The organism is Dactylosporangium sp. NPDC051087, from assembly GCF_055586325.1.
The window spans coordinates 198241-217510 of record NZ_JBVJIJ010000021.1 but is presented as its reverse complement, the minus strand read 5'-3'; the positions used below and the strand labels follow the sequence as shown (position 1 = coordinate 217510).

The following is a 19270-nucleotide window of genomic DNA, read 5'->3' as shown; positions in this document are numbered from 1 at the left end:
CGGAGGACGGGTCGCGTTCAGTTCCGACGCGCCCGTCCTCCGTCATGTCCGCCGCGGGCAACGCCCGGCAGGCTATTCGGCGGACAGGCTGTCGGGCTGCCGGCCGGCGACGGCGGCCTTGAGCGCCGCCGCGAGGTTCGCGTTCTCGGCACGGGCCGCGGCGAGCTCCGCCTGCAGCTTGACGACCTCGGCGTGGGTCTGCGCCCGCACCGCCTCGATCGCGGCGATGATCGGCTCCGCCGAGATGGACGCGCCGCCGGTCTGGATCGAGGTGACGAGGCTGTTGATGGCGGCGATCGCCGCCACGTCCCGGGTCTCGTCGGCCGCGGCCGCGGCGATGAGCGCGTCGAGCTTCACGGCCATCTGCCGCAGCGGGTTGGGGTACCCCTGACCGGCCTGGTCGTTCCACGGGAAGTCGAACTGGATGACGTCGGTGCCGGCGACGAGCGCGGTGATACCGCGTTCCGCGTTGGCGATGAGCTGTGAGTCGGCCACGCTGAAGTCCCTTCCTTGCAGGCGCCCGATCGGGTCGTAGTCGTCGGCGCGGTCGTCGTCGTCGGCGTCGGAGCGGCCGGAGATGTGGATGTGGCCCTTGTCGCTGCTGGGCTTGACCGACTTGCCGGGCTTCCAGCTGACCTGCTGGCAGTTGCCCTTCTCATCGGTCCAGTTGATGTACTTGATCCACATGGCGCCGGGGTGTCCGGCGTCGCGGTCCTTGATGAGCTGCCGCGCGATGTCGGCGTTCTCCTTGCGGTGCGTGGCGGAGTCGGAGCGCGGCATGACGTCCAGGCCGCGTGCCTTCCACCGCTTGTTCGTGCCCGGCCAGCCGGTCACCGAGTACGGCGTGTGGTCCTCGGGCGTGTTGGCCTTCTGGTGCTCCTCGTTCGGATAGTCGTAGACCGTGAGTCCGTAGCCGCGCAGCGTGTCCTGGACTGCCTTGGCCGGGCGGATCAGCGTGTACGGGCGGCCCGCGTTGAGCCAGTCGCGGTAGCCCTGCGATGCCATCTGGTGGTCCTCCCTCCATCCGCGGTCGTGCATCCAACCTATTCGCCCGCCGCCAGGGTCCGCATCGACGCGTGCCGACATTCGGCCGGACGTCGCCGGGACCTGTCCGCGCAGCCAACGGGAAAAGGCCCCCGTCAAGCGACGGGGGCCTTTCGATCGACCACGTTCAGACGGGCAGCATCGCCAGCCGTGCGTGCCACTCGCCGCCGATCTTCTCGGTGTCCGAGCCGACCAGCAGCCCGTACGGCGTCGCCAGCAGCGCCCTGGCGCCGACCCCGCGCGGCTCCCGCTTGGGGTTGAACGACGTGGCCTTGCCGGTGACCGGGCTGATCGCGGCGATGCCGGGCCGGGCCACCGCGCCCTTGCCGGCGTTCTCCTTGCCGAACGGGTTGTCCATCCAGCGCTGGTGCCCGCCGACGTAGACCGCGGCGCCGGTGTCGGCGACCGAGTACAGCGAGTCCCCGCCGGTCCAGTTGGTCCACAGCGGCTTGTGCAGGCCGGTGCCGCGCAGGTCGAAGCGGGCCGCGGTGTCGCACATCAGGTGGTCGCCCCACTTGCGGCCGGTCGAGACGATCGTCGCGTAGGTGCCGGTCGGGTCGAAGTCGATGCCCCGCAGGTAGGTCTCGAAGCCGGCACGGCACGGCTTGGTGTAGACGTCGGTGTACCAGTCGGCGAGCCGGGCCTGGTTCGCCGCGTTCTCGATCACGACGAGCTGGGCCCGGTACTGCCCGAACGCCTGCTCGACGGCGCCGACCGCGGCGAGCCGGTTGCCGTCCGGGCTGATCGCCAGGTCCTCGAGCTTGACCCGGGTCAGGTTGGGCGCGGCGAGCTTCGCGTCGAAGGTCGTGTCGGCCCAGCCGCTGGTGGCGTTGAGGCGGGCCAGCCCGACGCGCTTCTGGCCGCCGATGGAGCTGAACGAGCCGGCGGCGTACAGCCACGGCCCGAACGTCACGAGGCTGCGGATGTCCCCCCAGTTGATCGAGCCGGTGAACGCCGGGACCCGCTTGCCGTCGGCGAGGCTGAGCTGGGCGAGGCCGCGCTGCGCGCCGCCGCCGATCTTCTGGAAGGCGCCGCCCGCGTAGACGGTGTTGTTCGGCCCGGCGGCGAGCGTCAGGACCACGTCGTCGGCCTCCGGGGCGAACGGCAGGATCTCGCCCGTCGTCACCCGGTACGCGAAGATGTTCTTGCGCTTGAGCTTCGCGCTCTTGCCGGCCGGGACGACGGTGGTGAAGTCGCCGCCGACCACGACGACGTCCCCGACGAGGGCGAACGCGCGCACCTCGCCGTCCAGGACGTTCGGCGTGTTGTCGACGGGGTTGGTCGACACGGTCGAGGCGTGGTTCAGCGCCGCCGAGGCGGGGATGGCGACCGCGATCGCGGCCAGTGCGGTAGCGGCGGCGGCGATCAATCGTCGGCGCATACGTGCGGCTCCTTCGTCATACAGGGGAAGCGCCCAACATGGGGCGCATACACCGCTAACGAAGGAAAGTTACCTAAGACACGATGTGTCCGATTTCGTCACCTGGACCGGGTGTGTTGACCATGAAGTGCGCCGCGCGTTCCAGGTACTCCCAGAGCACCGCCTCGGCCTCCGGCTCCAGCGCGATCGCGTCCACGGCCCGGCGCATCTGGCGCAGCCAGGCGTCCCGCTCGGCGGGCCCGACCACGAACGGGGCGTGCCGCATCCGCAGCCGGGGATGGCCGCGCTGCTCGGAGTAGGTGCCGGGGCCGCCCCAGTACTGGATCAGGAACAGCCGGAACCGCTCATTGGCGGGCCCGAGGTCCTCTTCCGGATACAGCGGCCGCAGGATCGGGTCGTCGGCCACGCCGGCATAGAACTCGTCGACCAGCTTGCGGAACGTCGGCTCGCCGCCGACGAGCTCGTAGAAGTTCGGGGAGGACGTCACCCGTCAACTATGCCGCGCCCGCGGCTGAGCGAGCGCGGCGGGAGCGCACCGAGGTCCGCCGTGCGCTCGCTGAGGTCGACCGTGCGGTCCGGCGGGTCGGCGACCGGCGACCGGCGCGGGGCCGGCCCGGGCGACGGGCGGGGGCGGCGCGCGGCGAGTGGCGCGCGGCCCAGGTCGATGGTGACCTCGCCGAAGTCCTCGCCGCCGCCGGCCGGGACGGCGTGCTCCTCGGCCGCGACCCGGACCTTGTTGGCGGCGATCGCGTCGGCGATCGTGGCGCGCGCCGGCCAGGTGGTGACGATGAGCGCCATGGCGACCACGCCGAAGATCGCGAAATACCCGACGACCTGCGGCAGCGGGTAGTGACTGGCGAGCCAGCCGGTGAAGAGGATCGAGCCGCCCTGGATGAGGTGCACACCGCTCTGCATCACGCCGAACGCGCGGGCCCGGTACGCCGGCGGCAGCACCTGCACGAACAGCCCGTTCGTGGCCGGGAGGGTGCCGGACAGCGCGGCACCGGAGATCAGGGTCATCAGGACGACCCCGTAGATGTTGAGGTCGAACAGGGCCGGCACCAGCACCAGCGGCGTGAGCAGTGCGAACGGCCGGATGAACGCGATACGCCGCTGCGGTGACACCAGCCACGTCATCACGACGCTGCCGGCCACGAAGCCGACCGCCGCGGCGACCATGATCGTGCCCAGGTATATGGCGTTGGGGCCGCCGGCCAGGTCGGCGGTCCAGGCCGCGGCGAGGCCCTCGGGGACCACGCCGAAGCAGACGCCGCAGAAGACGACCAGCGCGATCGAGCGCATCACCGGCGAGCGGAACACGACCGTGTATCCCTCGGCGGCCTCCCGCACCAGGTTGCTGCGCTTGTCGGCGGTGAGGCTCGGGATGCGTTCCTTCACCCACACGGCCAGCAGCAGCGCCGACACGCCGAAGCTGGCGGCGTTGAGCAGCAGCGCGTACCGCGCGTCGACGGCGGTCAGGGCGGCACCCACGGCGTAGCCCGCGATCAGGGCGAACTGGCCGGACGTGCGCTGCAGGGTCAGCGCGGTGACGTACTGCTCGCCCTGCAGGATCCGCGGCAGCAGGGCCGAGCGGGCGCTGTCGAACGGGGGGCTCAGCAGCGCGCTGATGAACAGCAGCCCGATGAGCGCGCCGACGGGCAGGCCGCCGAAGACCGCGAGCGCGGTCATGATGCCCATCCGGACCAGGTCCGACAGGATCATGATCTTGCGATACGAGTGCCGCTCGCTGATCGCGGCGAGGACCGCGCCGATGCCGAGCCAGGGCAGGTAGCTGATCGCGAACGCCGCCGCCGACGCGATGGGCGACTCGGTGCGCAGGTAGACGAGCGCGATGATCGCGGCCCGCGCGGCACTGTCCCCGAACCACGACAGTGTGCTGGCGGTGAACACGGCCAGGTATTCACGGTCGCGGAGGACCTCCCGTGCGCCGGCCGGGCGTTCGGCGGACTCGTCGGGATCGGACACCGGTGGAGCCCCCTTTCCATCGGTCACGACAGCGGCGTCGAGCGTTCGCGGGCGCGGCCGAACCGGTCTGCTCCGGCGTCGGGAGGGGTCGAACGGCGCCGGACCGGGACATTGTGCAGCGATGCACCTGAACGAACGGACGATAACCGAATAGCCACCCGATGCGCGACCCTACCCGCAGGGCTGGCCGCAAGAGCCCACAAGATCGGACAAACCCACCTAAGGGTCAGACTTAGGTCGGACCGGCCTGGCCGGATTCCGGGCCGGTGTCCGCGGGCGGGCGGATGAACATCCGCGAGGCGTTGATCTGCGCGGCGATCCCGGCCTTCTCCAGGGCCTCGGTGAGCCGTCGGCGCAGCTCCCGGCCGACCCGCCACTGCGCGTCGGTCGACGTCTTCACCGTCGTGCGCAGGACCGCGCCCTCGACGGTGAGCTGCTCGACGCCGAGCACCTTCGGCGGGTCGATGAAGTCGTCGACGAAGTCGGGGTCCTCGGCGACGGCGTCGGCCGCCTCGCGCAGCACCGCGGTCGCCTGGTCGACGGCGACGAAGCCGACCGGCACGTCGATGTTAACCACGGCCCAGCCCTGGCTCTTGTTGCCGACCCGGACGATCTCGCCGTTGCGCACGTACCAGACGACGCCGGCCGCGTCCCGGATCGTGGTGATCCGGAGGCCGACCGCCTCGACGGTGCCGACGGTCTCGCCGATGTCGACCACGTCACCGATGCCGTACTGGTCCTCCAGGAGCATGAACAGGCCGGCGATGAAGTCCTTCACGAGGTTCTGGGCGCCGAAACCGATCGCCAGGCCGGCGATGCCGGCGCTGGCCAGCAGCGGCCCGAGGTTGAGGCCGATCTCGCCGAGCACGAGCATGGCGGAGATGCTGAACACGACCGCCGAGGCGATGCTGCGCAGCACCGAGCCGAGCGCGCGGGCCCGCTGGTTGCGCCGCTCCCAGGGCGCGGTGAGCGAGTTGGGCAGCCGCCGGCGCAGCGGGCGCAGCAGCGAGCCGCCGGACTCGTTCTCCGACACCGTGTGCCTGATCAGGCGGTCGATGGCCCGGTGGATGATCGCCCGGATCAGGAACGCCAGGATGACGATCACGACGATGGTCAGCGGCTTGACCAGGACCCAGTAGCTGCTCTCGGCCAACCAGGTGATCTTGGTCTGGTCGTACACGAACTGGCAGAAGTCGTTGTTCGAGCAGCTCGGGATGGGGTCTGGCGCCTGCTTCAGCGACAGGACGAGCGCGCTACTCAACAAGAACTCCCCACTAATCAGGACAAACACTCAAGGGGTCGGCCGAAGGTTCACCCACCGGCCGCAAATAGTACGTGCAATCCGAGGATCTATCAGGGACGATTAGCGCACGGACCACCACCTCGGCGGCCCGTCACACAGACCTTCTCGAGGCCTTCTACAGGGAGTTTCCTTCACGCACTAGGGGGACGGCGATGCCTGACATACGACCCGCACGAGTATCGGGTGCGCTGGTTCTGAATGCCACCTACGAGCCCCTGTGTGTCGTGTCTGTCAGACGTGCCACAATCCTGGTCCTCACTTCGAAGGCGGTCTGTGTCGCCGACGGTGAGGGCATCCTGCACAGTGCGATGAACGAGCTTCCGGTCCCCTCTGTGGTCAGGCTCACGCGCTACGTCCGGGTCCCCTACCGCACCCACATAGGCCTGTCGCGCCGGGGCATCTTCGCCCGCGACGGCTGGCGGTGCGCCTACTGCCGCGGCCCTGCCGAGACCATCGACCACGTGATGCCACGCAGCCGCGGTGGGCGGCACGCCTGGGAGAACGTCGTCGCCGCCTGCGCCCGCTGCAACCACACCAAAGGTGACAAAACGCCAGCCGAACTCGGCTGGCGTTTGCTTGCCAGCCCTCATGCGCCCAAGGGCGTCGCGTGGCGGGTCCTCGGCCACCGCACCCCCGACCCGCGCTGGGCCGACTGGCTCGACATGCCGCTGGACGGTCAGCAGCTGGCCGCCTGAGCGCCTCACGTCACCCGGCCGGCGGCTGCTTCGAAGTTCAGGTAGGAGCCGTCGGCCAGGATGTCGCGCAGCCGCGCCATGCCATCCCACACGTCGACGAACCGCGTGTAGAGCGGCGCCAGCCCGAGCCGCAGCCGCTCCGGCGTGCGGAAGTCGGGAATGACCCCCGCGTGCTTGAGGGCCTGGCAGATCTGCCACGCGTGCCGGTGGTGGAAGGTCACGTGCGAGCCGCGTCGTGCCGGGTCCGCCGGTGAGGCGAGGTCGAGCCCTTCGCTCAGCCGGATGGTGTACTGCGAAAGCTCGGCACTCTTGTCGTACAGCCGCGGTACCCCCGCCTCGGCGGTGATCCCGGCTCCCTCGAGGACGGCGTAGACGCCCAGGACCGGGGGCGTGCCGACCTGGAACCGCTCGATCGACTCGACGGGGTTGTAGCCCGCGCCCATGGCGAACTGGTCGCGCTGCCCGAACCAGCCCCAGATCGGCTGCCGCAGCCGCGCCTGCAGGTCGGCCCGGACGTACAGGAACGCGGGCGCGCCGGGTCCCGCGTTGAGGTACTTGTACGTGCACCCGACCGCCAGGTCCGCGCCGGACTCGCGCAGGGGCACCGGCACCGACCCCGCGGAGTGGCACAGATCCCACAGTGTGAGGGCCCCCACCCGGTGCGCGGCAGTGGTGATCGCCACCATGTCGGCGAGCGCGCCCGACCGGTACGCCACGTGCGACAGGCAGACGAGCGCGACGTCGTCGTCGAGTGCCGCCGCGATCCGGGCCGGGTCGATGCCTTCGTCGATGTCGGTCGGCACCGTGCGCAACCGCAGGTTCCTGGAGTGGGCCAGGCCCTCCAGGACGTAACGGTCGGTCGGGAAGTTGTCGTCGTCGGTGACGATGACGCTCCTGCCCGGGTTGGCGTCCAGCGCGGCCGACGCGAGCTTGAACAGGTTGACCGTCGCCGAGTCGGACAGGATGACCTGGCCTTTGTCGACGTCCAGGACACCTTCGGCGATCACGTCGCCGGCCTGTCCTGCCAGGTCGATCCAGCTGTCCCAGCCGCGGATCAGCTCGCCGCCCCACTCCCGCTCGACCGCGTCGCGCAGCCGGTCACGCGTCGCGAGCGGCAGCCGGCCGAGCGAATTTCCGTCGAGGTACACCAGACGCTCGTCAGGGATGTGGAAACGCGCGCGGAAGTGACCGATCGGGTCCTGTGCGTCGCGGGTTTCGGCGTACTGACGGCTGAGGTCCATGCACCTGACGGTATCTTCTTGAAGATCGGCAATACCCCCCGGCAACGCGCTGGTCATCATGGCCCGCTAACGTGAAGCCGGTCTTCTAGTCCCTTCGACGCCTGGGGGCGTTGAGCTTGTCCATCATCGAGACGACGCTGATCTTCGCCGGCATCCCGGCCGCGGTCATCGTGCTCATCGCGGGCGCCGGCTACGCAGGCGGTGCCCGGCGCAGCAAGCGCTACCGGCCCGGCAGGCCGTTCGACTTCACGCCGGTCTGGTTCCTGTCCGTGCCCGAGCAGGTGACCGGGTCGGCGACGGCCCGCGAGCTCACCGGTGCCCGGCGGGCGGAGCTGACCGCCGGGTCGTCCGCCGTGACCGAATGGTCCGGCGACCGGGCGCAGCCGCACGTCATGGGAGGCGCAAGTGACCGGTGGTAACGGAGCTGGCCTGGTGGGCCAGCCCGACGTCCTGAACGGCCCGTTCACCACGCGCCAGCTGCTGCGCCTCGACGAGGCGCTGCGCCTGGCCGACTCGTCGACCGGCCTCACCTTCAGCATCTATGTCGGCGACCTCACCGACCCGATGCGCGGCCACGCCGAGCAGTTGCACGCCCAGCTCGCCGACCCGGCGCACTCGGTCCTCATCGCGGTGTCGCCCAACCAGCGCACCCTGGAGATCGTCACCGGCGGCGAGGCACGCCGCCGGCTCCCCGACCGTGCGGCCAAGCTGGCCGCCCTGTCGATGGCCGCGGCCTTCGGCGGTGGCGACCTCGCCGGCGGCCTGGTCGCCGGTCTCTCCCAGCTGGCCGACCACGCCGGTCGCCACTGACGCACCGCTCGCGCTCTTCCGACGGCGCGCCGCCCCCAGCACGTGGGGACGGCGCGCCGTTTCGTCTGCGCCTTGAAGCCCCGTTCGCCTTGAAGCCCCGTTCGCCTTGAAGCCCCGTTCGCCTTGAAGCCCCGTTCGCCTCGCGTGCGCCTGAAGCCTGGTCCGTCTCGCGGCGCTCCGGTCCTTCGGGGCCCTGGTCCGTTTCGCGGGGCTCCGGTCCTTCTGAGCGCCGGTCCGTCTCGCGGCGCTCCCGTCCTTTGAGCCCCAGCCTTCGTCCGTCTCGCAGCGCTTCCCTTTTGAAGCCCCGGTCCCGTCTCTCGGCGCTCCAGTCCCTTTTGGAGGCCCGGTCCGTCTCGCGGCGCCCCGGTCTGCCTCGTGGCGCTTCCCGTCCCCGCAAACGGGTTGAGCCCCGGTCCGAAGACCGGGGCTCAACAACCGCATGGGGTGACTGATGGGATTTGAACCCACGACACCCGGGACCACAACCCGGTGCTCTGCCAACTGAGCTACAGCCACCATGAACGTGCTCGCCAATAATAGGGCATGAGCACGGGGATTCGTCGACTGGGTTAGCGCGTCCGGGTGTCGGTTTCCCGGCTCAGCTCCGCACCGATCGCCTTGGCCGCCTCCACGTCCGGTCCCGGCAGCGGGACGAACAGCGTCCGGCGGTAATACTCCAGCTCACGGATGCTTTCCCGGATGTCCGCGAGGGCGCGGTGGGCGAGGCCCTTCGGCGGCTGGCCGAAGTACACCCGCGGATACCACCGGCGGCACAGCTCCTTGATCGAGGAGACGTCGATCATCCGGTAGTGCAGGTGGTTGTCCAGCCGTGGCATGTCCCGCGCCAGGAACCCCCGGTCCGTGGCGATCGAGTTGCCGCACAGCGGCGCGGTGCGCGGATCCGGCACGTGGGTCGTGATGTAGTCCATGACGAGGTCCTCGGCCTCCGCCACGGTGACGGCCGAGGCCCGCACCGCCTCGGTGAGCCCCGACTTGGCGTGCATGTCGCGCACCACGTCGAGCATGCCGTCCAGCAACGCGTCCTCGGCGTGGATCACCACGTCGACGCCTTCGCCCAGCACGTTGAGATCCGGGTCCGTGACCAGCGCCGCCACTTCGATCAGCGCGTCCTTCCCCAGATCGAGACCCGTCATCTCACAGTCGATCCAGACCAAAAGATCACCCACGCCCCACAGCCTAGTGTTCATCTGGCCGACTTCTCACACTCCCTGACTCCTCGTTACCTTTATCCTTCGGTCGTGCCCGCCGGACGGGTCGCCCGTCAGCTGGCCGTGGCCGCCTTTTCCTGCTGGTCAGCCTGCTGCCCGGGCTCTTCCTCGACCGCCACCGGCGCCCAGGTGAACTGCAACTCGATCGGCGGCAGCTTCGGCAGCGGCGGCAGTGCCAGGTCCTCGTCGTCGATCGCACCGGCGGGCGCGGGCCGGTCCAGCTCGGTCTGCCCCGCTGTCTGCTGCGTCACAGGTACCGGCATGCTCCCGCCCTCGGCCGCCTGCGCTGCAGTGCCGTCCGCGACCTCTGCCTCGCCTGTGGTCTTGGTCTCGTCCCCGACGACGGTGACCTCGGTCGCCTCGATCGTCACCGCGACCGTGACAACCTGCGCCGCCTGGTCCCCGGCAGCGCCCTCGCTTCCAACGCCGTTCCCAGCGTCGTTCGCGGCGTCCTTCGCGCTGCCCTTCGCGGCGTCGCTCGCGGCGCCTTTCGCGGTGCCCTTCGAGGCCTCGGTCGTAGTGCCCTTCGAGGTCTCAGTTGTGGTGCCCTTCGAGGCGTCGCTCGGGGCATGGCTCGTGGTGTCCGTCTGGGCGCGGCTCGCGGTGCCTGTCGGGGCTTCGCTCGCGAAGTCGTTCGGGGCGTCGTTCGCGGTGTCCGTCGCGGTGTCCGTAGCGGTGTCGTTCGCGGTGTCCTTCTGGGTTTCCTTCGGGACGACGGGGTTGAGCAGGGCGGCGATCGGCTCCGACAGCGTCGACAGGTTGCGGCGCAGGCCCGCCCGGCTCTTCTTCGTCGGCTGGGACGGCACCGTCGGCAGCACGAGCCGCTCCTCCACGCGCCGCGGCGGCCACGCGAGGATCAGCACCGCCAGCAGGAACAGCGCAGTGCCGAGCATGAGCAGCCCGCCGGCCGTCGGCCCGATCCACGCCGGCGCGAGCCGGGCGGTCACCGTGGCGTTGATCCCGGCGGTGCCGTCCGCGTTCATGACGACGAGGGCCAGGTGCCGCCCCCGCATCGCCGACGGCGACCAGGTCAGCTCCGCCGCCCCACCGACGGTGACACTCTTCGCCAGCCAGAACGGCTGCTCCCCCGGCGCCGCCAGCGGCACCGCGCTCCCCCCGCCGGTCGCCGTCGCGCCTGTCGCACTGCTCGTCGCGTTCGGGTCACCGGCGTTGGCGTTCGGGTCCCCCGCGGTCGCGTTCGGGTCGGCCTGCCCCGCCGCGTTCGGGTCGGCCTGGCCGCCGGCGTTGGGATCGCTCTGAGCCCCGGCGTTCGGGTCGGCCTGAGCACCCGCGTTGGGGTCGGCCTGCGCGTTGGGGTCGGCCTGGCCGCCGGCGTCGGGGTCGGTCTGAGCGCCGCCGCTGGGGTCGGTCTGGGCGCCCGCGTTCGGGTCGCCGGGAACAGCGGGGCCGGCGGTCCCGGGACCCGCAACGGCCGGACCGCCCTGCGCCTGTCCGTCAACGCCGCCGGGCCGCGCGGCCGTGGCCGCCGCGGCACGGGTCTCGATCTCGGTGAGCTCGACCGGCAGTGGCCCGCGCGCCAGCCTGACCCGGGAGACGCGAGCCTGGACGAGACCGTCGAGGTACTCCTGCACGGCCGTGTCCGGCGCCAGCCCCACGAACAGGGGGCCGCTGGAGCCGACCGCCGACAGGCTGAGCGTCGTCTGCCCACCCCGCGCGAACGGCGCATCAGCTCGCAGCAACGCGTCGACGTCAGGCACGACCACGGCACGCCCACCGGAACGCAACCGCTCCAGCCGCGCCGTGAACGTGTCATCGGCGGCGCGATGCTCCATGGCCACCCAGAGTCCGCCACCGGCAATCGCCAGCGGCACCGCGATGAGCAGCAGCAGCACGCCGACACCTGCCCGAACCAGACGCACGACCATGGCAGCGGCCCCTTCCCCCAGCGATCCGAAGCCGACAATACCGCCAAAAGCGCTCGAATTATCTTGTTTCGACCAAACCCCCTGATCGGCAAAGAATTCCCCACTCCGAGCCCACACGACCCAGACACGGTGTCAACGGGACGCTCCCTCACACGGGGCGGTCCCGCCCGACCAACCACCGGCGGAGCCACGGTCTCAACGGCCGGACCGGCGGACGCACGACCGAGTTGCCTGACGCACGCCGAACCGCCGCCCGTCCCTGACTCCAGCCCGCCCGACCGGGCTGACCTGATGGCCGGGACCCTTCTCGCCGCCGACGGCCCTGAGGCATTCGACCACCACGCCGACGACTCCCAGACATGCCCGACCCCACGGGGCAGACCACACAGACCGGCACGACAGACCGGCACGACAGACCGGCACGACAGACCGGCACGACAGACCGGCACGACATATCCCGCCGGGAACACCCACGCACGCCCAGCCGCGAAACCGCCGATCGGCCCGCCGACCCCGCCCGCGAACACCCGGAAAGCGGTGCGGGCAACCAGCACGCCGAACCCCACCCAGCAACGCCGGAGAAGGCCCGGGAACACCCACGAGCGGAGCCGACGACCGGACCACACCGAGCCCCATCCCAGAGAACGCCTGGGAGCGTTCGCGCCGCCCCAGCAGCGGGGCGGCGGGTCAGCGGATGGGGACCTGGACGGCGATCGTCGTCTGGTTGAGCTCGTCGACGCGGACGGTGAACTTCAGCTCCCACGTCCCCGCCGGCGTCAGCGTCACCGAGCCGGTGGCATGGTCTGGCGTGATCGGCAGGGTCGGCAGGACGATCGGCTCGATGCCCTTGGCCGGGAGCGCCGCGGTCGCCTTCCACTCCGCGACCGTCTGCGGCTGGCCCGAGCCGTCGGGCTTGAAGGCATACAGGTGGACGGTGTTGGGGCCGACCTTCCCGGGCGACACGTCGACCTCGAGCTTCACCAGGTTGGTCGTGACCGTCGTCGTGAAGGGACCCTCGGCGGCGTTGTCACCGGCCTGCGCGCTGCGTGCGGGGCTCGTCTGCACCAGTACCGAAGTGAACCCGAGCACGACGACGGCCACCAGCCCCTCGATCAGCACCGCGCGCCGCAACCTGGCCCGGTCCGCGGGCTCGGCCGGCGGGTCCGCCACCTCCTCCTCGACGTCGTCGAGGGAGTCGTCGTCCGCGTCGTCAAGGTCCGCGGACGGGTCCGGGGCGGGGGCGGGCGTGAAGCGCCGGTTGGTGATGCTGCGGGAATAGGCCGCGACCCCCAGGATGATCGCCAGCAGCCCGACCTTGACCATGACCAGCTGGCCATAGGCCGTGCCGGTCAGCGCGTCCAGGGTGCCGATCTCGACGAGGGCCTGGGCGGTGCCCGCGAGGACTAGCACGGTGATCGCCAGCAGCGCCCAGCCGGACCAGACCGGCACGATGGCCGTCAGCTCGCGGGTGTCGGCGCGGCGCAGCAGGAACGCGAACAGCATGACGAGACCGCCGAGCCACACCGCCATCGACGCGAGGTGCGCGACGTCGGCGACGACGGTGAGCGTCGGCACCGGCGAGGCGCTCGGGTGGCCGGAGATCGGCCAGGTGGCGAGGCCGACGATGCCGAGGATGATCAGCAACGTCTGGTCGATCTTGCCGGCGCGGCCGGCGATGAGGGGGCGCAGCAGCACCGCGACGGCGACCGCGACCGCGACCCGGATCAGGTGCGCCGCACCGAACGGGGTGCCGAGCACCTCCCGCGCGGCCGTCGAGGACACGTCGAAGATCGAGGTGCCCGAGGTGTACGGAATCTGCAGGTACAACTCCAGCAGGGCGCTGAACGCGAGCAGTCCGGTGCCGGTCAGTGCCAGCCTGCCCGGGTCGCGGGCGGAGAGCCGGCGGGGCCAGAGGGCGAAGAGCACCAGGGCGGGGCCGACCAGCAGGACCAGGCCGGCGAAGCCGATGAACCGCGCGACGGACATCGCGTTCTTCACCACGGCGTCGGTCTTGACGTCGGCGCCCGCGCCGCTCGCGTCGGGGGTGGCGGAGACCTGACCGTAGGAGAAGCTGTAGCCGCCGCTGACGGGGTGGCTGTCGGCGGAGATGACCCGGTAGCTGACGAGATAGGTGCCCTTCGGCCCGCCCGACTTGACCGGGATGACGAGCTCGGTGTCGCGGGCGACGGGCTTGCCGGTGTCGGCGCGGGAGCCGTCGGGCGCGATGACGCGGATCTTGTCGGCGACGATCCGCACCGGCTCGCTGAAGGTGAGCGTGATCTCGCCGGGCATCTGGTCCACGACGGTCCCGGCGACCGGGGCGGTGCGCTCGATGATCGCGTGCGCGCTCGCGGGCGGAGCGGGCAGCACCAGGATCAGCAGCGCCCCGAAGAGCGTCGCCAGGGGGATGGACCATGCGCGGCGGGTCATGGACCCCATGATTTCGCGGTTTTCCGATCGATGCCGCCGCGGGGGTCGGGTTTATACGATCCGTCACGACACAGGGACGTAATGCTATCCGCCGCCGTGGATGTCACTGCCACGCGATAGAGTGCCGGTCCATGACGACGACACGCCTGGAGCCGGGTGACACGGCCCCCGAGTTCACGTTGCAGACAGATCGCGACGAGCCCCTGTCGCTCGCCGACCTCCGGGGGCGCAAGGTCGTCCTCTATGCCTATCCGGCGGCCATGACCCCCGGGTGCACCAAGCAGGCGTGCGACTTCCGTGACAATCTCGCCTCCTTACAGGCGGCCGACTATGAGGTCATCGGCATCTCACCGGACTCACCGGCCAAGCTGGCCCAGTTCCGCGAGCGCGACGCGATCACGTTCCCGCTCGTGTCCGACCCCGACCGGGCGGTGCTGAAGGCCTATGGCGCGTTCGGCGAGAAGCAGAACTACGGACGCACCGTGCTGGGCGTGATCCGCTCGACCTTCGTCATCGACGAGAAGGGTCACATCGAGCGCGCTCTCTACAACGTGAAGGCGACGGGGCACGTGGCGAAGCTCCGGAGGGACCTCGGCCTGGACTGATGGCAAGATCGGCGGGCAAAACACATCGGTAATGCGGTTGAAACCGATCGTGCCTAGGCTCTCGTCATGGCGGACATCTTCGACGACTACTCGATGTCCGGGGCCATGTTCGAAGCGTGGGACGAGATGTTCGAGCGCCCCGGTCAGCCGCGCTCGCCGTATCGCTCGCTGTTCGCCGCGCTGCAGCCGCTCGCCCCGGCCGATCTACGGTTCCGTGCCGACCAGCTGGCCCGGGTCTTCACCGACCGGGGGGTCACGTTCGCCTATGCGGGCGAGGAGCGACCCTTCCCGCTGGACCTGATCCCCCGCATCCTCGACGCCCACGAGTGGGACCTGCTGACGGCCGCCGTCCAGCAGCGGGTCAAGGCTCTGGAGGCGTTCCTCGCCGACATCTACGGCGCCGGCCGGGTGTTCAACGACGGCGTCGTGCCCCGCAAGCTCATCACCACCAGCGCGCACTTCCACCGCCAGGCACACGGCATCGAGCCGGCCAACGGCGTGCGCGTGCACATCAGCGGCGTCGACCTGATCCGGGACGAGGAGGGCAGGTTCCGCGTCCTGGAGGACAACCTGCGCATCCCGTCCGGGGTGTCCTACGTGATCGAGAACCGGCGCGCCCTGACCCACACCATGCCGGCGTTGTTCGCCGAGGCGCGGGTCAGGCCGGTCGACGACTACCCGGCACGGCTCCTGGCGGCGTTGCGGGCGGCGGCGCCGGAGGGCGTCGAGGACCCGACGGTCGTCGTGCTGACCCCCGGTGTCTACAACGCCGCGTATTTCGAGCACGCGCTCCTCGCCCGGCTCATGGGCGTCGAGCTCGTCGAGGGCCGCGACCTGGTCTGCAGCGGCAACCGCGTCCGGATGCGCACCACGCAGGGCGAGCGTCCGGTCCACGTGGTGTATCGGCGGGTCGACGACGAGTTCATGGACCCGCTGCATTTCCGCCCCGACTCGGTGATCGGCTGCCCGGGCATCGTCAACGCGGCCCGCGCCGGCCATGTCACGCTCGCCAACGCGGTCGGCAACGGCGTCGCCGACGACAAGCTCGTCTACACGTACGTGCCGGACCTGATCCGGTACTACCTGTCGGAGGAGCCGCTCATCGACAACGTCGAGACGTACCGGCTGGACGACCGCGACCCGGACGTCCTGCACGACGTGCTCGGCCGGCTCGAACAGCTCGTGCTGAAGCCCGTCGACGGCGCGGGCGGCAAGGGCATCGTGATCGGCCCGCAGGCATCGGAGGAAACCCTCAGAGGCCTCCGCGCCGTGGTCGAGAAGGACCCGCGGGGCTGGATCGCGCAGCGGCCCGTGGCGCTGTCGACGTCGCCGACGCTGCTCGGCGACCGGGTCGCGCCGCGCCACATCGACCTGCGGCCGTTCGCGGTCAACGACGGCAACGAGATCTGGCTGCTGCCCGGCGGCCTGACCCGTGTGGCGCTGCCGGAGGGCGCGCTCGTCGTCAACTCCAGCCAGGGCGGCGGATCGAAGGACACCTGGGTGCTCGCGCACCACTCCGACCCGGCGCCGGTGGTACCACGCGCGAAGGTCGTGCCGGAGCCACGCGAGGCCGGCGGCCCACGTGACAGCGGGCCGGTCGCCGCACAGCTCGCCGGACAGCAGTAGGAGGGGCCGTGCTCAGCCGTATCGCGGAGTCCCTGTTCTGGATCGGCCGCTACATCGAGCGCGCCGACGACACCGCCCGCATCCTCGACGCGTTCCTCGGCCGGCTCCTGGAGGACCCGTGGGCCGACGAGGACGCCGCGTGCCGGACGTTGATGTCGGTGCTCGGCGCTCCCGCGCCGCAGGACCGCCGGATCACCACCGGCGACGTCCTGGAGCTGCTCGCGTTCGACGCCGAGGACCCCAGCGCCATCTCCGGCGCGATCGTGGCCGCGCGGGACAACGCGCGCGGGGTCCGCGAGACGATCTCCAGCGAGATGTGGGAATGCCTCAACGTCACATGGCACACCCTCGCCTCACGCCGGGTCGCCGCCGAAAGGCTCGGACCGACCGTGTTCCTGAGCTACGTGCGGGAGCGTGCCGCGGTACTGGCCGGGCTCGCCGAATCCACGATGAGCCGCGACGACGGGTGGCGGTTCCTGGTGCTGGGACGCAGCCTGGAGCGCGTCGACATGACCGCCCGGCTGCTGTCGATCCAGACCAACACGACCGACGAGGTCACCGGCTGGCGGACCGTGCTGCGCTCCTGCGGCGCCGACGAGGCGTTCCTGCGCACCCACGGCGGCACGTTCGACCCGCAGCGGGTGACGGAGTTCCTGCTGCTCGACCGGCTGTTCCCGCGATCGGCGTTGCACGCGCTGGGCACCGCCGAGCAGTGCCTGCGCGACCTTGCGCCGACGACGGAGCGGGCCGGCGTGACCGACGCGGCCCGGCGACCCATCGGGCAGATCAGGACGCGCCTCGAGTACGCCGACACCACCACCCTCCTGGCCGAGCTGCCGCAGCACCTGCGGGCGTTGCAGCAGACCTGCGCAACGGCCAGCGCGGCGATCACGGCCCGCTACTTCCCGCAGTCCACGCCCGTCACCTGGGGCACCGTCGCATGGGGTGGATCATGAGCGGCCAGCGAAGCGGCTCGGGCCGCTCATCATGTGACAGTTCCGGCTCAGGCCGACGCCGGAGCGCAGCGGAGGTGGCGGCATGAGCGGCCAGCGAAGCGGCTCGGGCCGCTCATCATGTGACAGTTCCGGCTCAGGCCGACGCCGGAGCGCAGCGGAGGTGGCGGCATGAGCTGGCGTCTGAAGATTAGGCACGTCACCGGGTATCGGTACGCGGGCAACGTCTCGGCGTCTTACAACGAGGCGCGGCTGACCCCGATGACGCTGCCGTGGCAGACGACGCTGTTCAGCCAGGTCGAGGTGACGCCCGGCGCCACCACCTACCGCTACTACGACTACTGGGCGACCCAGGTCACCGCGTTCGACCTGCACCGGCCGCACCAGCAGCTGCGGGTCGTGTCCAGCAGCCTGGTCGAGGTGTCCCCGCCGCCGCTGCCGGTCGTCAACCTGACCTGGCCGGAGCTCGCCGCGCCCACGGTGCTCGACACGCACGCGGAGCTGCTGACGGAGAGCCCGTTGACCGCCGTCGACGCGGCGCTGGTCGACGAGGCGTGGGACGCGATCGCCGGCAGGTCTCCGCAGGCGTCCGCCGAGGCCTTGTCGCATTGGGTACGGGAGAACGTCGCCTACGTCCCGGGGTCCACCGGCGTGCAGACGAGCGCGCAGGAGGCGTGGAAGCTGCGCAAGGGCGTGTGCCAGGACATCGCGCACCTGACGGTGGGCCTGTTGCGGGCCAGGGGCGTGCCGGCCCGGTACGTCTCGGGCTACCTGCACCCGAAGGTCGAGGCCGAGGTCGGCGAGACGGTCGCCGGGCAGAGCCACGCCTGGGTCGAATGGTGGGCCGGCGAATGGACCGGGTTCGATCCCACGAACGGGGTCGCGGTCGGCCCGCGGCACGTGGTGGTGGCCCGTGGCCGCGACTACGACGACGTACCGCCGCTGCGCGGGGTGTATCACGGCGCGCCTAGCGAGCACCTCGGGGTCACGGTGGAGATCACGCGCATGGCGTGAGTAGAGTGATGGCCGGTCGCTACGGGGCCGTAGCCCAATGGCAGAGGCACACGGTTTAGGTCCGTGCCAGTGTGAGTTCGACTCTCACCGGCCCCACGTTTTTCGGATGATTTTCGTCGCACCCGGCTCGTACACTCGGCGCATTATGACGAAGCTCAATCAGATCATCGCGGTGGAGAAGGGCGTCAAGTCACGCTCCTTCCAGGAACTCACCGACGCGCACCACGTGCTGCAGAAGCCCGCGCTGCTGGCCGGCATCGCGCGGACCTACCGTCCGAAGGACGAGGAGGGCGAGCAGCTGCCGCCCGAGTCCACCCGGGTGCAGGTCAAGGCCGACGAGATCATGCGGCAGACCGCCACCATCCTGACCCGGCTCTTCGACGTGACCGCGACGAAGGACTGGACCAACTGCGTCGCGCGCGCCGACGTCGTCGTCGACGGCACGCCGCTGCTGCGCGACGTCCCGGTGTCCTATCTGCTGTTCCTGGAGAAGCAGCTGGTGGACCTGCTGACGTTCGTGCGGAAGCTGCCGGTGCTGGACGCGTCGGAGTCGTGGGCCTATGACGCCTCCGCGGACTGCTACGCGACCGAGCCGACGCAGACCACCCGCACCAAGAAGATCCCGCGCAACCACGTGAAGGCGGAGGCGACCGAGAAGCACCCGGCGCAGGTCGAGGTGTATTACGAGGACGTCGTCATCGGCTACTGGAAGACGGTGAAGTTCTCCGGCGCGCTGCCGGCGCAGCGGGTCAACGAGCTGGTCGAGCGGGTCGAGAAGCTCCAGTCCGCGGTGAAGTTCGCCCGCGAGGAGGCCAACGCCGCGGAGGTCGTGCAGCAGGAGGCCGGCGAGAAAGTGTTTCGCTTCCTCTTCGGCTGACGGCTAGGATCGGCGGTGCGCAAGGAGCGCAGACTGAACCTGAGGCTCAGTTTGACAGGTGCGCGCGGTGTCAATGTGGAGGTTCGATTCCTTCCGCCGTCACTCGTGGCGGTGTAGCCCAATGGCAGAGGCGGCCGCGGGAGCCGAAACACAAACTCAACTTCTCGCTCCAGTCTGAGCATTCGCCGCT

General features: G+C 70.5%; 17 protein-coding genes and 2 tRNA genes. 9 read left to right on the top strand and 10 right to left on the bottom strand.

The features are described 5' to 3' along the window. Positions 1-72 precede the first annotated feature (72 nt). From ACZ6TV_RS35975 to ACZ6TV_RS35955, 5 genes are all read right to left on the bottom strand, one after another. Entirely contained in the window at positions 73-1005 is a 933-nt protein-coding gene (locus ACZ6TV_RS35975; protein ID WP_465302436.1) for a hypothetical protein, read from the bottom strand. 166 nt (positions 1006-1171) lie between these two features. Then, entirely contained in the window at positions 1172-2425 is a 1254-nt protein-coding gene (locus ACZ6TV_RS35970; protein WP_465302434.1) for a delta-60 repeat domain-containing protein, read from the bottom strand. A gap of 73 nt (positions 2426-2498) precedes the next feature. Next, on the bottom strand, positions 2499-2912 hold the full coding sequence (locus ACZ6TV_RS35965; protein WP_465302432.1) for a globin: 414 nt from the start codon (positions 2910-2912) through the stop codon (positions 2499-2501). Then, on the bottom strand, positions 2909-4411 hold the full coding sequence (locus ACZ6TV_RS35960) for an MFS transporter (RefSeq protein WP_465302430.1): 1503 nt from the start codon (positions 4409-4411) through the stop codon (positions 2909-2911). Before ACZ6TV_RS35960 ends, ACZ6TV_RS35965 begins: the two co-directional genes overlap by 4 nt. Positions 4412-4643: 232 nt before the next feature. After that, entirely contained in the window at positions 4644-5672 is a 1029-nt protein-coding gene (locus ACZ6TV_RS35955; protein WP_465302428.1) for a mechanosensitive ion channel family protein, read from the bottom strand. A 194-nt stretch (positions 5673-5866) separates the two neighbouring features. Between ACZ6TV_RS35955 and ACZ6TV_RS35950 the strand changes: the two genes are divergently transcribed. Beyond that, a complete protein-coding gene (locus ACZ6TV_RS35950; RefSeq protein WP_465302426.1) occupies positions 5867-6409 on the top strand; it encodes an HNH endonuclease in 543 nt (180 codons plus the stop codon). Positions 6410-6414: 5 nt separating this feature from the next. Here ACZ6TV_RS35950 and kynU read toward each other — a convergent pair whose 3' ends face one another. Next, the gene (gene kynU, locus ACZ6TV_RS35945; RefSeq protein WP_465302424.1) at positions 6415-7650 is read right to left on the bottom strand and encodes a kynureninase; all 1236 of its coding nucleotides are present in this window, start codon (positions 7648-7650) and stop codon (positions 6415-6417) included. Between the two features lie 116 nt (positions 7651-7766). On the opposite strand from kynU, the gene ctaJ reads away from it, so the two are divergent. Together ctaJ and ACZ6TV_RS35935 are read left to right on the top strand one after the other, a co-directional pair. Continuing rightward, positions 7767-8069, top strand: a complete 303-nt coding sequence (ctaJ, locus tag ACZ6TV_RS35940) for an aa3-type cytochrome oxidase subunit CtaJ (protein ID WP_465302422.1) — start codon at positions 7767-7769, stop codon at positions 8067-8069. Beyond that, positions 8056-8460: a DUF5130 family protein gene (locus ACZ6TV_RS35935; protein WP_465302420.1), complete on the top strand. Its 405-nt coding sequence runs from the start codon at positions 8056-8058 to the stop codon at positions 8458-8460. The genes ctaJ and ACZ6TV_RS35935 overlap by 14 nt, the downstream gene beginning before the upstream one ends. Before the next feature lie 440 nt (positions 8461-8900). Here ACZ6TV_RS35935 and ACZ6TV_RS35930 read toward each other — a convergent pair. The 4 genes from ACZ6TV_RS35930 to ACZ6TV_RS35915 form a co-directional block, all read right to left on the bottom strand. Beyond that, positions 8901-8976: transfer RNA gene (locus ACZ6TV_RS35930), tRNA-His, on the bottom strand. 53 nt (positions 8977-9029) lie between these two features. Next, positions 9030-9647 carry an oligoribonuclease gene (gene orn / locus ACZ6TV_RS35925; RefSeq protein ID WP_465302418.1) on the bottom strand — a complete coding sequence of 206 codons (618 nt, stop codon included), beginning with the start codon at positions 9645-9647 and terminating at the stop codon, positions 9030-9032. Between the two features lie 95 nt (positions 9648-9742). Further along, entirely contained in the window at positions 9743-11575 is a 1833-nt protein-coding gene (locus tag ACZ6TV_RS35920) for a hypothetical protein (protein ID WP_465302416.1), read from the bottom strand. Between the two features lie 687 nt (positions 11576-12262). Next, positions 12263-14014 carry a copper resistance CopC/CopD family protein gene (locus ACZ6TV_RS35915; protein ID WP_465302414.1) on the bottom strand — a complete coding sequence of 584 codons (1752 nt, stop codon included), beginning with the start codon at positions 14012-14014 and terminating at the stop codon, positions 12263-12265. Between the two features lie 122 nt (positions 14015-14136). On the opposite strand from ACZ6TV_RS35915, the gene bcp reads away from it, so the two are divergent. From bcp to ACZ6TV_RS35885, 6 genes are all read left to right on the top strand, one after another. Then, positions 14137-14610 carry a thioredoxin-dependent thiol peroxidase gene (bcp, locus tag ACZ6TV_RS35910; protein WP_465302412.1) on the top strand — a complete coding sequence of 158 codons (474 nt, stop codon included), beginning with the start codon at positions 14137-14139 and terminating at the stop codon, positions 14608-14610. Between the two features lie 66 nt (positions 14611-14676). After that, complete coding sequence (locus ACZ6TV_RS35905; RefSeq protein WP_465302410.1) at positions 14677-16236, top strand: circularly permuted type 2 ATP-grasp protein; 1560 nt, start codon at positions 14677-14679, stop codon at positions 16234-16236. A gap of 8 nt (positions 16237-16244) precedes the next feature. Further along, on the top strand, positions 16245-17192 hold the full coding sequence (locus ACZ6TV_RS35900; RefSeq protein WP_465302408.1) for an alpha-E domain-containing protein: 948 nt from the start codon (positions 16245-16247) through the stop codon (positions 17190-17192). Positions 17193-17360: 168 nt separating this feature from the next. Continuing rightward, a complete protein-coding gene (locus ACZ6TV_RS35895) occupies positions 17361-18203 on the top strand; it encodes a transglutaminase family protein (protein WP_465302406.1) in 843 nt (280 codons plus the stop codon). Between the two features lie 23 nt (positions 18204-18226). After that, positions 18227-18299: transfer RNA gene (locus ACZ6TV_RS35890), tRNA-Leu, on the top strand. A gap of 49 nt (positions 18300-18348) precedes the next feature. Next, the gene (locus ACZ6TV_RS35885) at positions 18349-19080 is read left to right on the top strand and encodes a DUF7873 family protein (RefSeq protein ID WP_465302404.1); all 732 of its coding nucleotides are present in this window, start codon (positions 18349-18351) and stop codon (positions 19078-19080) included. Positions 19081-19270 lie beyond the last annotated feature (190 nt).

What these genes read in the sequence shown, in the direction of transcription:
- ACZ6TV_RS35920 (WP_465302416.1), bottom strand. Translation starts at nt 11,575, where the DNA reads ATGGTCGTGCGTCTGGTTCGGGCAGGTGTCGGCGTGCTGCTGCTGCTC.
- ACZ6TV_RS35895 (WP_465302406.1), top strand. Translation starts at nt 17,361, where the DNA reads ATGAGCTGGCGTCTGAAGATTAGGCACGTCACCGGGTATCGGTACGCG.
- ACZ6TV_RS35905 (WP_465302410.1), top strand. Translation starts at nt 14,677, where the DNA reads ATGGCGGACATCTTCGACGACTACTCGATGTCCGGGGCCATGTTCGAA.
- ACZ6TV_RS35885 (WP_465302404.1), top strand. Translation starts at nt 18,349, where the DNA reads ATGACGAAGCTCAATCAGATCATCGCGGTGGAGAAGGGCGTCAAGTCA.
- ACZ6TV_RS35950 (WP_465302426.1), top strand. Translation starts at nt 5,867, where the DNA reads ATGCCTGACATACGACCCGCACGAGTATCGGGTGCGCTGGTTCTGAAT.
- ACZ6TV_RS35970 (WP_465302434.1), bottom strand. Translation starts at nt 2,425, where the DNA reads ATGCGCCGACGATTGATCGCCGCCGCCGCTACCGCACTGGCCGCGATC.
- kynU (WP_465302424.1), bottom strand. Translation starts at nt 7,650, where the DNA reads ATGGACCTCAGCCGTCAGTACGCCGAAACCCGCGACGCACAGGACCCG.
- ACZ6TV_RS35975 (WP_465302436.1), bottom strand. Translation starts at nt 1,005, where the DNA reads ATGGCATCGCAGGGCTACCGCGACTGGCTCAACGCGGGCCGCCCGTAC.
- ACZ6TV_RS35915 (WP_465302414.1), bottom strand. Translation starts at nt 14,014, where the DNA reads ATGGGGTCCATGACCCGCCGCGCATGGTCCATCCCCCTGGCGACGCTC.
- bcp (WP_465302412.1), top strand. Translation starts at nt 14,137, where the DNA reads ATGACGACGACACGCCTGGAGCCGGGTGACACGGCCCCCGAGTTCACG.